This window comes from Pirellulales bacterium (assembly GCA_036267355.1).
Lineage (GTDB): Bacteria > Planctomycetota > Planctomycetia > Pirellulales > DATAWG01 > DATAWG01.
Genome location: DATAWG010000059.1, coordinates 23,954 through 38,552 on the forward strand (window position 1 = coordinate 23,954; position 14,599 = coordinate 38,552).

Here is a 14,599-nt window from a genome sequence, read left to right on the forward strand (position 1 = left end):
TGCTCGCGGTCTGTCGAAAAGCGTTTTTTCGCCGGGCGCACAATCGGCCCACATGAATGTGCTAGATGAAATGCGGAGGGGCAAATCGGAAATCCAGCCGCACCAAGCCCGCCATATCGCAAGCGAAATCGCAGGACTGGGTTACGGTCGAAAAAATTCTTTGAAGTTCTGCTCGATTTTCGCCGATGGCCGATTTTCGCTAAGCGACATAACTCGCGTTTTGCGAATCGCTTGCGATCAGAGATTGCCCGACCCGCAAAGCTTTACATTCGGGAAGCGGCAAGCGGCGTTGTCGTTTGCTGGCCAACCTACAATTGGGCATCCGCGACTGCGCCGCGGCCGGTGTACCCCGCCGCTCCGCGGCGGATTGGCCGCCGAGTTCCGCCTCGCTCCATCCTTGCTAGCGCTTCGGGCTAACTGCCCATCGTCACTCGCCCCTAGCCCCTCGCCTCTTTCTCTGCGATATTTCATTCGATGGCCGCCCCCGTGCAAAACGCATCCCGATCTCGGCTCGAAGAGCCGCTCGCCAAGCGAATTTTGATCTTGGACGGGGCGATGGGCACGATGGTCCATGCCCGGAAGTTCAAAGAAGCCGATTTCCGGGGCCGCCAGTTTGCCGCCCACCCGCGCGATCTGCAAAACCTGATCGATGTGCTGTCGATCACCCAGCCCGACGCGATTCTCGATATCCACCGGCAATATCTCGAAGCCGGGGCCGACATTATCGAGACGAACACGTTCGGCTCGACGAGCGTGGCGATGGCCGATTTCGGGCTCGAGTCGCACGTGCGCGAAGTGAATCTGGCCGGATGCGAACTGGCCCGTGCCGCCGCCGACGAAATGACCCGCCGCACGCCCGATCGGCCGCGGTTCGTCGCCGGTTCGATCGGCCCGACGAATAAGCAACTTTCGATTGCCGGCAATGTCGCCGACCCGGCCCATCGCACGGCCACATTCGACCAAATGGTGGCGACCTACTACGAGCAGGTCGATGCGCTCGTCGCCGGCGGCGTCGATCTCCTGCTGACCGAGACGGCCTTCGACACGCTGGTGCTCAAAGCGTGCCTGTTCGCGATCGATAAATATTTTGCCGACCACGGCGGTCGGCTGCCGGTGATGGCGTCGTTCACGGTGTTCGACGGCGGCCGCACCCTTTCGGCCCAGACGGTCGAAGCCTGCTGGATTTCGGTCTCGCATGCCGAGCTTTTCAGCATCGGCATCAATTGCGCCCTGGGGCCGGAAAAGCTGCGGCCGTTTATCGAAGAACTGTCCAACGTCGCGCCGATCTACGTGAGCTGTTATCCGAACGCGGGCTTGCCGAACGCATTCGGCGAATTCGACGAAACGCCGGCGATGATGGCCCGCACGCTCGGCGAATTCGCCGCCAACGGCTGGCTGAATTTCGTCGGCGGCTGCTGCGGCTCGACCCCGGCTCATATCCGCGCAATCGCCGCCGCCGTGGCGGATAAAGCGCCGCGAAAGATTCCGGCGATCGAACCCCTTACCCGCCTCAGCGGCCTCGAACCGCTCATCATCCGTCCGGAAAGCAATTTCCTCACGATCGGCGAACGGACCAACATCACCGGTTCGAAAAAATTCTCGCGGCTGATCCTCGCCGACAAATTCGAGGAAGCCGTCGCCGTCGCCCGGCAACAGGTCGAAGCCGGGGCCAACGTCATCGACGTCAACATGGATGAAGCCCTGTTGGACGGCGAAGCGGCCATGACGCGGTTTCTGAATCTCATCGCCGCCGAGCCGGAAGTCGCCCGTGTGCCGATCATGGTCGACAGCTCGAAATGGTCGGTCATCGAGGCCGGGCTGAAGTGCGTCCAAGGCAAGGGAATCGTCAATTCGATCAGCCTTAAAGCCGGCGAAGAATCGTTTCTCGAGCAAGCCCGATTGGTGCGCCGCTACGGCGCCGCGGTGGTGGTGATGGCCTTCGACGAGCAAGGCCAGGCCACGGGCATCGACGACCGGGTGAGCATCTGCCATCGGGCTTATCGACTGCTGACCGAGCAAGTCGGCATGCCGCCGAGCGACATCATCTTCGACCCGAACATTCTCACGGTCGCCACCGGCATCGAAGAACACAATCGCTACGCGATCAACTTTTTCGAGGCGACGCGGCGAATCAAGCATGTTTGCCCCGGCGTAAAGATCTCCGGCGGCGTGAGCAATGTCTCGTTCTCCTTCCGCGGCAACGAGGTCGTGCGCGAGGCGATGCATTCCGCGTTTCTCTACCATGCCATTCGCGCCGGAATGGATATGGGGATCGTCAATGCGGGGCAGTTGGCCGTTTATGAACAGGTTCCGCCCGAATTGCTCGAGGCGGTGGAAGACGTGCTATTCGATCGCCGCCCTGATGCAACCGAACGGCTCGTCGCATTGGCCGAGCGCTACAAGCGGCAAGGGGGTCCCGCGGCGGAAGCCGAATCCGCATGGCGCAGCGGCACGGTCGAAGAACGCTTGAGTCACGCTCTGGTGAAAGGCATCGTCGAACATATCGACGCCGACGTCGAAGAAGCGCGCCAAAAATATCCGAGCGGCTTGTCGATCATCGAAGGCCCGCTCATGGCCGGCATGCAGGTGGTCGGCGATTTGTTCGGGGCCGGCAAGATGTTTTTGCCGCAAGTGGTGAAAAGCGCGCGAGTGATGAAGAAAGCCGTCGCCTATCTGCTGCCGTTCATGGAGGCGGAAAAAGCCCGCGCCGGCGGCGAAGAAAAGCCGCGCGGCAAGATCGTCGTCGCCACCGTCAAAGGCGACGTGCACGATATCGGCAAGAACATCGTCGGCGTGGTGCTCGGCTGCAACGGCTATCGGGTGGTCGATCTGGGCGTGATGGTGCCCTGCGAAAAGATTCTGGACGCTGCGATCGCCGAGCGGGCCGATATCGTCGGCCTCAGCGGGCTGATCACGCCCAGTCTGGACGAAATGGTGCACGTCGCCCGCGAAATGCAGCGCCGCGAGTTTTCCGTGCCGCTGTTGATCGGCGGCGCCACGACCAGCGCGAAACACACGGCCGTGAAAATCGCCCCGGCGTATCGACATGAAACCGTTTTCGTTCCCGACGCTTCTCGGGCCGCCGGCGTCGTCGAGCAATTGCTCAATCCCGATTCGCGCCGCGCGCTAGACACGCGCAATCGCCGCCTGCAGGCCGAGCTTGTCGAGTCGTATCACCAGCGGCAGTCGGTCCGTTTGGCGCCCTATCACGATGCGCTCGAGCGGCGATTCAAGACCGATTGGGCGACCGTGCGGATCGACGTTCCGGCGTTTCTCGGCCGCCGCGTGCTCGACGATTTCCCGCTCGCGCGGATCGCCGAATATATCGATTGGTCGCCGTATTTCATGGCCTGGGAGATGAAAGGAAAATATCCGGCAATCTTCTCCGATCCCGTGGCGGGGGCGGAAGCGAAGCGGCTATTCGACGATGCCGAGCGACTGTTGCAACGCATCCTCCGCGAGCGGCGGCTAACGGCCCGCGGCGTGTATGGCTTTTGGCCGGCGAATTCCGAAGGCGACGACATCGTGCTATTCACCGACGAATCGCGATCGGCCGAGCTGACGCGCTTCCACACGCTCCGCCAGCAATGGGAGCGCAAGGGCCAAGCGACGTTTTATTCGCTCGCCGATTTCATCGCCCCGCGCGAAAGCGGCCGGGCCGATTACCTCGGCGCCTTCGCCGTCACCACCGGCATCGGCTGCGACGCATTGGTTCGCGAGTTCGAAACGGATCACGACGATTATCAGGCCATTTCCACGAAGGCGCTGGCCGACCGCTTGGCCGAGGCATTTGCCGAACTTCTGCATCAGCAAGCCCGCGCCGACTGGGGCTACGGCCGCGACGAGCATCTTTCGCCGCTGGATCTGATCGCCGAGAAATATCGAGGCATTCGCCCTGCACCGGGCTATCCGGCCTGCCCCGATCACACCGAGAAGCAAATCCTGTTCGACCTGTTAGAAGCCGAGAAATCTGCCGACATCCATCTCACCGAGCACTTCGCCATGCTGCCCGCGGCGAGCGTCAGCGGCCTGTATTTCGCGCATCCCGAAAGCCGCTATTTCGCGGTCGACCGCCTCACGCGCGATCAGGTCGAGCAGTATGCGAAACGCAAGCGGATGACGCTCGCCGAGGTCGAACGATGGCTGGCCCCGAATCTGGGCTACGAACCGACCGGCGGCTAGCCCGGATGATTTTTCAAAGTGCCACACTAGCCCGAAGCGTAAGCGAGGATAGCCCGAAGCGCAAGCACGGTTAGCCCGAAGCGCATGCACGGTTAGCCCGAAGCGCAAGCGAGGGAGCGACTAAGACATGCCCGCGAACGCTTCGGGCTATCTCGCAGCGTGTCTCAAATTCCCAGCACTATAAGCGGACCAGGCTAGCCGCCGGAAAACCGAGAGCGAGTGGTTCGCAAAAGCGCGGCGTAGCGGAACCAAGGTCATTCTCAATCGTCGCGCTCGTTTGCATTCGCTGCCGCCTGGCTCAGCTTCAGGCCGACCAATTGGGCGACGACGACGGCCATGTAGAACTGCCCGAAGACGGCTTCCAGCCACGTCAGCGACGACGCGGTTTGCGAGATGGGAACGACCTTCGCGTCGCCCTCGCAGGTGAGCGTGACAAAGCTGAAATTGTCGAATAAATGCCGCCGTGCAGTTTGGTCTTTCAGCTGCCAGGCCACCTCGCTTTTCACTTGAAAGGCGTTGGGCGAAATGGCGTCGGCCAGATTGTAAGCGTTGCCCCATGCCAGGCCGGTAAGCAAATATCCGCACACGACGCCGAGCAGATCGTCGGTGCGAAATTGTTTGGGCTGAAAGATGCCCCGCAGAACAACCGTCACCGCGAAGCCGAGGAACAGCGCTCCCGCCGCCCGGTCGACGATCAACAGAACCGTGTTGTTCGGACTGACTGCGTGCGCAAACCAATGAACGCAAATCATGGGCGCGGCCAGCAGCAAGGCCACCGTCCTTGTCGAACGGCGCTCGAAGACGACAAAGAAAATCACTGCCGTAACGGCGGTTAGCAGTAGGTCGAACACGACCAATCCCGCCGTTCCACGCTGTGCGATCGGTTGGGCGAAGATCAACGCCAGCAGCGTCGCCAATAGCGTCAGATGCTTCCACTCTCGCAGCAAAGACAAGATGCGAAGCACTCGAAAGTCTCCTCGTGAATGTAGCAGGCACATTCCATGTGCCGTCGGCCGTGCTCTTGTGCGCGTGTGCCACTGGCTTCGCCAGTGCTGCCGGGCGAATCAATTGTCTATTCACACCGGCACGGCCGGCGGCGCTCTTCCAGCCGCGGACGGCACACGGAGTGTGCCTGCTACGTTGGCGGCCGACTCCGCGTCGCTGGCTTTGCAAGCTGGATCTTCCCGCCGTGTGCCACTGGCTTCGCCAGTGCTGCCGGGCGAATCAATTGCCTATTCACACCGGCAGGGCCGGCGGCGCTCTTCCAGCCGCGGACGGCACACGGAGTGTGCCTGCTACGTTGGCGGCCGACTCCGCGTCGCTGGCTTCGCAAGCTGGATCTTCCCGCCGTGTGCCACTGGCTTCGCCAGTGCTGCCGGGCGAATCAATTGTCTATTCACACTGGCAGGCCAGCGGCGCTCTTCCAGCGCAGACGGCCCACGGGATGTGCCTGCTACTATCGCATCGGCGTGGCGGGCACGGTCGGCACGGCGGCCATCTGGGGAACGCTCTGCGGCACTGCCGGCGCAAGCGTCGGCACTCCCACCGGAACGCCCCAGGGCACCCCCACGCCTGATCCTTGCAACGCCGCAACTCGCGATTGCACGTCCGGCTGAAATTGGTTGTATTGCAGCGAACGCTCGTAAATCGCGAGCGCCTGAGTGCGATCGCCCGCGTCTTCCCTGAGCTTTCCGAGGGCCGCCAGCGCCCGCGGATTGTTCGGCTGCAGCGCGAGGGCTTCTTGCAAATGCACCTGCGCGATATCCGGCTTGCCAAATTCTTCATACAACCGGGCCAACTCGATGCGTGGTTCCGGCGAGGCCGGATTGCGGGCGGTCCAGCTTTGCAATACCGCGAACGCTTCGGTCGGACGCTTCTCTTCGACATACAGCACCGCCAAGCCGCGATTGCAATCGACGTGGTCGGGATTCATGTCGAGCGCCAAGCGGTAAAACTGCTCGGCCTGCTGCGAATAGCCGGTATTGTGCGTCAGATTGCCGAGGCGTTGGTAGGTGGCGCCGAGGTTGTAGTAGCTATCGGAATCGCCCGGATCGCTTTGAACCGCAAGTTGAAATTGCTCGATGGCGGCGCCGTAATTGCCTTGCTCGTAGAGATCGACGCCGGTGACATTCTGCGAGCGGGAAACCCATTCGCAGCCCGTCGTGGCAACGATCGCCAGCGCGGCCGCGAGCGAAAGGAGCGGCGGCAATCGCTGCGCCGGGCGCGGCAAGGTCGGAATCGCGTCCACGTTTTAGCCTCCAAACTCGACGTGTCGTGCTTGGCCGAAAGGCCCGGCAGCGCATTGGCTGCGCCGGCAAGGGAGAAAAGTGGCGGAAGAATAGCCGCCGCCCGGGCCCGGGGCAAGATCAGAAAACTGCGGTCGAGGAATGCTATCTCACGATGAACAGCATGCAAGCAAAGCTTCTTCCCCCCATTGGGCATCGTCGCGCCAGCGAAGGCCAGGGGCGACGGCACTCGTTCCATCGACGGATGCCAGTTCGAGGGCGACCGATCGACCTCAGATCAGCGCCGCGCGGGCGTGCCCGGCAAGCAGCAGTCAAGGGGACAGATGTCGTGGCTGGGACCGAATGTGCCGAGGGCCGGGCGCTCCGCGCCCGGGGTCATTCGCTCGACGAGCAGTTCGCGAATCATGCGGATGAAGCGCGGATGTGTGCCGACAGTTGCCGCGCGCTGCATGCTCAGGCCAAGTTCCCGGGATTTTTGTTGCGCTTCAATGTCGAGATCGTAAACCACCTCCAAATGATCCGAAATGAAGCCGACCGGGGCCACGACGACACCGCGCATTCCGCGCGCGTGGGCCGATTCGAGCCACGCGCCGATGTCGGGCTCGAGCCAGGATTGGTTCGGCGGCCCGCTCCGGCTTTGAAACACCACATCCCACTGGCTGCGGCCGATTGCCTCGGCGACCAGACGGCTCGCTTCGCGAAGTTGCGATTCGTAGGCACAGCTTTGCGCCATCGCCAGCGGAATGCTATGGGCCGTGAAAACAAGGCCGGCCAATTCTCGTCGTTCGGCCGGAATGCGTTCGAATGCCGCCGCGACACGCTCGATCATCGGCTCGATGAAACCCGGATGATTGAAGAACACGCGCAGCTTCTCGACCTGCGGAGCGCTGGCTCCGACCTCGGCTTGCGCGGCGGCGATATTTTCGCGATACTGCCGGCAACCGGAATAGGAACTGTAGGCGGAAGTGAAAAACGCGGCGGCGCGGCGAATGCCGTCGGCGGCCATTTGCCGCAATGTATCTGGCAACAGTGGCCGCCAATTGCGATTGCCGAAATAGATCGGTAGCCGCGGGCCATGCACGGCCAATTCTTGTTCCAACGCCGCGATCAACGCTCGATTCTGGGCATTGATCGGGCTGCTGCCGCCGAATTGCCGGTAATGCTCGGCGACGGCCAGCATCCGCTCGCGAGGCACATTTTTTCCTCGGAGCACGTTTTCCAAAAATGGCACGACTTCATCCGGACCCTCTGGGCCGCCAAACGAAACGACCAGCAGCGCATCGTAGGGAGGCGAGTTCATGCAAGGATCAAGCGGAGACGCGTGGGCAGCGGAAAAAGGGGAAGGGCTGAGTGGGCCGGAAGCGGCGAGGTGCCGTGTGCCACATCTTATGATGCAGGCAGTTTGCGATCTCGGCAAGCGATGAATGGCGGCCGCATGTTTCTTGCGGGTGCCATTGCCGGCTTGTCCAACAGCGTGGCCTTGCGCGCGGCGCCAAACGGCCGGGCAAAGCCAGCAGTGGCACCCGGCGGAACGCCGCTCCCCCGGCGGGTAAGGCTCGGCCGAAAAATACCTTCCGCTTTTCGAACCCCCGCCCTCTCCCGCAAGGGGGCGAGGGGTCTGTGGAGAAGTTAGTTTTCGGCCAAGCCTTAGTGCGGTTGAGGCAAGGTTAGCAGCACCACTGGCTTACCCTTCCGGCTCGAAATTGGGCGGAGCGGTCACTTTTGCACCAGCCGTGGATTTTGCCGGCAGCCCGCCAGAAATCTTTTCCTCTATTGCGCGCGATTTTGGCCGGCGTCGGCATGTGGATCGGGTTCCGTCAACGAGCCAATTGATTTTGGACAAAGAACGGCCCCTTCAACTCGTCAGGCTGCAAAGCTGACCTATTGGCATTCCGTACCACCGCCGAGAACGCCAAATCGTCGGGCCCGAATGGCACGTTATGTGCTAGCGCTCATTGGCATTCACGAGAAGCGGAGGCTGGTATGGCTGACGATTTGTTCTTGCCCGAGCAACGCGGGGAACCGAGCGGTGCGGGGGTCAGCCGTCGGCTATTTCTCTCGACTGCCGGCACCGCCGGAATCGTCGCCGCCATTGGCGCGGGCGAATTCGCGCCGTCAAAGGAAGCTTTCGCGAAGACGGCCGCGATCGAAGGCGCCATTCCCGTCACACTCCACGTCAACGGCCAGCAGCATCGCTTGCAAGTCGATCCGCGAACGACGCTCCTGGATTGCCTTCGCGAAGTTCTGCAACTGACCGGCACGAAAAAAGGCTGCGATCATGGCCAATGTGGCGCTTGCACGGTCCATGTGAATTCCCGGCGAGTCAATTCCTGCTTGAGCCTGGCCGTGATGCACGAAGGCGACCAAATCACGACCATCGAAGGCCTTGGCCAGCCGGACAACCTGCATCCCATGCAGAAGGCCTTCGTCGAATGCGATGGATACCAGTGCGGCTACTGCACGTCGGGGCAAATCATGTCGGCGGTCGCATTGCTCAAAGAGCCCTGCGGGCCCGACGATGCCGATATCAAAGAATCGATGGCGGGCAATATTTGTCGCTGCGGCGCTTATCCGAATATCGTGGCTGCCATTCAACAGGTGCGTCGGGCCAAATAGTCCGTCCAGGTCCAGTTTTTCAACGCTGATTCAGGAGCGACCACGCATGCAAGCTTTTGAATTTGTCCGTGTGAAAGACGAACCGGCGGCCATCGCCGCTGCGGCCGAATCGAAGCGGGATCAACAGGCCGTCAGCGCGCGCTTCGTGGCGGGCGGCACCACACTCATCGACCTGATGAAATTGAACGTCGAACGGCCCACGCATCTGATCGACGTCAATCGCCTATCCTTGGACAAGATCGAAGTCATGCCGGACGGCGGACTCAAGATTGGCGCGACGGCGCGAAATTCGGACTTGGCGCATCACGCCATTGTCGAGCGCGACTATACCGTTTTGTCGCAAGCCCTGCTCTCCGGCGCCTCGGCCCAATTGCGCAACATGGCGACCACGGCCGGCAACCTGCTGCAACGCACGCGCTGCGTTTATTTCCGCGACACGGTCACGCCCTGCAATAAGCGCGAGCCCGGCTCGGGTTGCTCCGCCATCAGCGGCGCCAACCGCACGCTGGCCATTTTAGGCGCGAGCGAACATTGCATCGCCACCAATCCCTCGGACATGAATGTGGCGATGACGGCGCTCGAAGCGACGATCCACGTTCACGGCCTCACAGGTCGGCGGAGCATTCCTATCGACGAATTCTTCCTGCTGCCGGGCAACACGCCGCAGCGCGAGACCGTGCTCGAGCCGGGTGATCTGGTCACGCACGTCACATTGCCGCCGCCGGTCGCCGGCGCCAAGTCGTCGTACCTGAAGCTGCGCGACCGGGCGTCGTACGAATTCGCGCTAGCCTCCGCCGCGGTGATCATCGGCGTGGCGAGCGGAAAAATCGCCCATGCGCGCGTGGCGCTGGGCGGAGTCGGCACGAAGCCCTGGCGCTCGCCGGAAGCCGAAGCGGCGCTGGTCGGCCAGCCGGCCGATGCGGCGACCTTTAAGAAAGCCGCCGACGCCGGGCTGCGCGATGCCAGGCCCCAAACTGAAAACGGCTTCAAGATCGAGTTGGCCAAGCGTTGTCTGATGCATGCGTTGAAGACGGTGACAAGCTAGGTCTCGGCCGGCTCGGACAGGACGCTCGGGATTGCCTCCAGCAAAAGCGGCATGTAGCGGCGGAGAATCGTCATGACTGCAACTTTGGGCGCACCATCGGTGATCGGCAAGCCACGACAACGGGTTGATGGTCCGCTCAAAGTCACCGGCGTTGCGAAGTATACCTCCGATTTTCATTTTGCCGGCATGCTCTATGCCGTCCCCGTCGGTGCGACGATCGCCAACGGCGAAATTAAATCGCTGAATACGGCCGCCGCGGAAAAGATGCCAGGCGTGCGAGCGATCTATCATCGCAAGAACCTCGGCAAACTATTTCGCGTGGCGCCGGGCGATCGCTTCGGCGCCGACATGGCGCACGTCGACGAAACACGTCCGCCGCTGGAGGACGACGTAATCCGCTATTACGGCCAATACGTGGCCCTTGCCGTCGCCGACACATGGGAGCAGGCAAAGGCGGCCGCCGACGCTGTCGAAGCGACCTATCGACAAGAAAAGCCGAATGTCGATCCGGATCTGAATCCCGAGAAAAAGTCCAACGCCGAGCACAAATCAGCAACGCCTCCCAAGGTCGAAAGCGAGCGCGGCGACGCCGAGCGAGGCTTCCAGGAAGCGGCGATTCAGATCGATGCCATCTACACGCTGCCTCCTGAAACGCACAATCCCATCGAGTTGCATTCCACCGTGGCAACGTGGCACGGCACGAACGTTACGATCTACGAAGCGACGCAGGGCGTTGTCAACCACCGCAATGTCCTCGCCCAAATGCTCGGCGTACAGCCGGAAAAAGTCCGCGTGATTTGCAAATTCATGGGCTCGGGCTTTGGCGGCAAGCTGTTTCCCTGGACGCATTCCGTGCTGACCGCGGCGGCCGCCAGAAATCTCGGTAAGCCGGTGAAATTGGTCGTCAGCCGGCAGATGATGTTTGAATGTGTCGGCCATCGGCCCCAAATCTGGCAGCGAATACGCATCGGCGCGACGCCCGACGGCAAGCTAACCTCGTTGCGCCAAGACTGGGTGAATCACACGTCGATGCTCGACGATTACAAGGAAAATTGCGGCGAGGCCACGCCATTCATGTATAGCGTGCCCAACCTGCGCGTCACGTCGTCGCTAGCGCGGCGCAATGTCGGCACGCCCACGTCGATGCGTGGTCCAGGCGCCGTGCCGGGGCTGTTTGCGACCGAATCGGCGATGGACGAACTGGCCGTCCGACTCAAAATCGACCCCGTTCGATTGCGCTTGCTGAACGAGCCCACGATCGACGAAGGCGAGCAGCTGCCGTTTTCCTCGCGGCATATCACCGAGTGTTACACGACCGGCGCGGACAGATTCGGCTGGGCCAGCCGCACCCCGGAAGTAGGCTCGATGAAGCGCAACGGCCTGACCTTAGGTTGGGGCATGGTCGGCTGCACCTGGATTGCCGCTCGCTTCGACGCCAAAGTCGGCCTCGAGCTGCGCGACGACGGCACGGCGCGGATTGCATCGGCCACTCAAGACATCGGCACAGGAACCTATACGGTGCTGGCGTTATTGGCCAGCAAATTTCTCGGACTGCCGGTCGAAAAGATCGAAGTCGTGCTGGGCGACACAGGCTTGCCGCCGGGGCCCTTGTCCGGCGGCTCGATGGCCACCGCGTCGCTGGTGCCCGCCACGAGCGAAGCAGCGGCCAAGCTCATCGACTCGTTGCTCTCGGTCGCTCGCAAAGTTCCTAAGTCCAAATTCGCGGCTCACAAGTCTGCGGACTTGGCGTTTACCAATGGCCGCGTTCACAAGAAGCATGAACCGGCGTCGGCCGGCGTTCCGTTCGAGGAGTTGCTCAAGCAGGGCAATCTGCACGCCGTGTCGGGCGTCGGATCGTCGGACGGAACGTTTGGCGGCAAGGAGAAACCAAAATTTTCCAGCCATTCGTACGGCGCGCATTTTGTCGAAGTCACCTGGCAGCCCGAAATCGCGCGGTTGCGTGTCAGCCGCGTCGTGACCGTGATCGACGCCGGCCGTATCATCAATCCGCTCGCCGGGCGCAATCAGATCGAAGGCGCGGTGGTCATGGGCATCGGCATGTGCCTGTTCGAAGCGACGGCCTACGATTCGCGAAACGGCGCGCCGTACAACGCCAACCTGGCGGACTACATCGTCGCCACCAACGCCGATGTGCCGAAGCTGGAAGTCCACTTTCTCGATTACCCCGATTTCCACCTTGACGAATTGGGAGCGCGTGGCATCGGAGAAATCGGCCTGGCCGGCACCGCGGCGGCCATTGCCAACGCCGTCTATCATGCCACCGGAGTGCGCGTGCGCAACCTGCCGATCAAAATCGAGGATCTGCTGAGCGCCTGACGACACCATGCAATCGCCGCCCGTCGTGGTCATCGCAAGTGAGCTTCATCGTGATCCGCAACGACCTCAAAGAAATGATTTCGCTGGCTGAGCGTCTGGAGGCCGCCGCCGAACCGGCCATCTTGGCCACGTTGTTTGCGGCCAATGGCTCGACCTATCGGCCGCTGGGGTCGATGATGATCGGCGGACCATCGTCGGCATTCCTGGCCGGGGGCGTCAGCGGCGGCTGCTTGGAGGAATTCATCGCCCGTCGCGGTCGCGCGCTCGCCCGGCAAAAATCGGCAATCATGCTCAGCTTCGCAGCCGATCCGGACGCCGATCATTCCGATGCCCCGTCCCTTGGCTGCGGGGGATCCATCGATGTCCTGATCGAGCGGTTCACAGCGGACCATCTTGCATTTCTCCGCAGATTCGCCGCTGCCTACGATGCCGATCAGGCTTCAACCGCGATATGCACGATCGACACGTCGGCGAACTCCGAGATCGCCGTGCAACGAAGTCTCTGGACCGACGGCGATGAAATGTCAGGTAATGAGGCGACGAATCTTGATCCGCAGATCAAACTGTTGCGCGAACGTGCGCTGCTAGCCAAACGCAGCATGCAGGGCACGATCGGGCCGCACCGCCGCGCTCTGGTCCACTATGTCCGTCCGATCGTGCGATTGGTGGTTCTAGGCGCCGGCAATGATGCGCGGCCAATATGCTCGCTCGGCCATTCGCTGGGCTGGCACGTATGCGTCGCCGATCGGCGGGCGCGAATGGCGACGCACGGCCGTTTTCCCGACGCCGACCAAGTCGTGGCGAGCGACTGGTGGACGGCGCTCCGCTCGATTACTTTCACACCCCAAACGGCCATCGTCTTAATGACACACAGTCTCGTGGATGATGCCGAAATTCTGCCGTTATTGGCCGAGCGACCAGCGGCCTACGTCGGCGTGCTGGGGCCAGCACATCGCCGCCGCTGGCTATTGGAACATGTCGAGGGCGCCACGACGTTGCCAGAGAAGTTTGTCAATCGCCTTCGTGGTCCGATCGGACTCGACTTGGGGGATCGCAGTCCGGGCGGGATCGCCGTGGCGATGGTTGCGGAGATCCTCGCCGAACTGAACGGTCGCACGCCGGTGCCGTTGTGCCAACCGACCGATGCGAAGCTATCGCAGAAGCACGTATTGCAGGGCGGCAGAGAGTTCCAGGGACATCGCAGCGATACACGTACCGTTGCGCATGCCCACTCCGGGCAGCAGGTATGCGACTTGGCCGCCGGCACACGGAGTGTGCCTACTACGTAGCAGGCATACTCCGTATGCCGTCGGCCACTTGAAACGCGTGCCATCATCCTGTTCAAGCGTTTCGGCCGCGAGCAAGCATGAGCGATGCGCTTGGTTCAAGCAGCAAGGTTTTAGCGGCGTCCAATTGCGAGCGAGAGCGAATCGGCATCGCCGCCGGCACACGGAGTGTGCCTACTACGTAGCAGGCATACTCCGTATGCCGTCGGCCACTTGAAACGCGTGCCATCATCTGTTCAAGCGTTTGTTCAAGCGTTTCGGCCGCGAGCAAGCATGAGCGATGCGCTTGGTTCAAGCAGCAAGGTTTTAGCGGCGTCCAATTGCGAGGGTGAGCGAATCGGCATCGCCGCCGGCACACGGAGTGTGCCTACTACGTAGCAGGCATACTCCGTATGCCGTCGGCCACTTGAAACGCGTGCCATGGTCAACGAAACTGCATGTTCCGCGTCCCCGACTTCCATCCCTGGTTTTGGCGGCGGGGGCTCGGAGAGACGTTTACTGACGGTCGTCCTGGCAGCCGGCGCGTCGCGACGCCTCGGCCAGCCGAAGCAATTGGTGATGCTGGGCGGTGAGACCTTGCTGCGGCGTCAGTGCCGACTCGCACTCGAAATTGGAATCGGACCCGTCGCGGTGATCTTAGGCTGCCGGGCAGATGCATGCGCGGCGACCATCGCCGATCTGCCTGTCGCTCGACACATCAACGTGCGTTGGGCGGAAGGCCTGGGAGCATCGATCCGCCAGGCGGCACAGGTGGCCATGGCCAGTGATGCCGCCGGATTCCTGTTGATGCACGTTGATCAATACCGACTGACCGCCACGGACTTGCATTTGCTAAGCGTCGCCTGGATCGATTCGCACTGCCTGAACGTCTGCGTAACCAAACACGG

9 protein-coding genes are annotated in these 14,599 nt (G+C 61.9%); 6 read left to right on the forward strand and 3 right to left on the reverse strand.

Annotation, left to right across the window (positions count from 1 at the left end; genetic code table 11):
- Positions 1-474: 474 nt before the first annotated feature.
- Entirely contained in the window at positions 475-4,182 is a 3,708-nt protein-coding gene (metH, locus tag VHX65_09490) for a methionine synthase (GenBank protein ID HEX3998769.1), read from the forward strand.
- Positions 4,183-4,442: 260 nt separating this feature from the next.
- Here metH and VHX65_09495 read toward each other — a convergent pair whose 3' ends face one another.
- The 3 genes from VHX65_09495 to VHX65_09505 form a co-directional block, all read right to left on the reverse strand.
- A complete protein-coding gene (locus VHX65_09495) occupies positions 4,443-5,147 on the reverse strand; it encodes a hypothetical protein (GenBank protein HEX3998770.1) in 705 nt (234 codons plus the stop codon).
- Between the two features lie 491 nt (positions 5,148-5,638).
- Positions 5,639-6,430 (reverse strand): tetratricopeptide repeat protein, encoded by a 792-nt coding sequence (locus VHX65_09500; GenBank protein ID HEX3998771.1) that lies wholly within the window; start codon positions 6,428-6,430, stop codon positions 5,639-5,641.
- A 275-nt stretch (positions 6,431-6,705) separates the two neighbouring features.
- A complete protein-coding gene (locus tag VHX65_09505) occupies positions 6,706-7,728 on the reverse strand; it encodes a ferrochelatase (GenBank protein ID HEX3998772.1) in 1,023 nt (340 codons plus the stop codon).
- Positions 7,729-8,411: 683 nt separating this feature from the next.
- On the opposite strand from VHX65_09505, the gene VHX65_09510 reads away from it, so the two are divergent.
- The 5 genes from VHX65_09510 to VHX65_09530 all read left to right on the forward strand — a co-directional run.
- Positions 8,412-9,044, forward strand: coding sequence for a 2Fe-2S iron-sulfur cluster-binding protein (locus tag VHX65_09510; GenBank protein ID HEX3998773.1), 633 nt, complete (start codon positions 8,412-8,414; stop codon positions 9,042-9,044).
- A gap of 46 nt (positions 9,045-9,090) precedes the next feature.
- On the forward strand, positions 9,091-10,089 hold the full coding sequence (locus VHX65_09515; GenBank protein ID HEX3998774.1) for a xanthine dehydrogenase family protein subunit M: 999 nt from the start codon (positions 9,091-9,093) through the stop codon (positions 10,087-10,089).
- Between the two features lie 72 nt (positions 10,090-10,161).
- Positions 10,162-12,426, forward strand: a complete 2,265-nt coding sequence (locus VHX65_09520) for a xanthine dehydrogenase family protein molybdopterin-binding subunit (protein HEX3998775.1) — start codon at positions 10,162-10,164, stop codon at positions 12,424-12,426.
- 50 nt (positions 12,427-12,476) lie between these two features.
- On the forward strand, positions 12,477-13,715 hold the full coding sequence (locus VHX65_09525; protein HEX3998776.1) for an XdhC family protein: 1,239 nt from the start codon (positions 12,477-12,479) through the stop codon (positions 13,713-13,715).
- Positions 13,716-14,132: 417 nt separating this feature from the next.
- Positions 14,133-14,599: NTP transferase domain-containing protein (locus VHX65_09530; GenBank protein HEX3998777.1), on the forward strand; the 467-nt coding region annotated here is incomplete at its 3' end.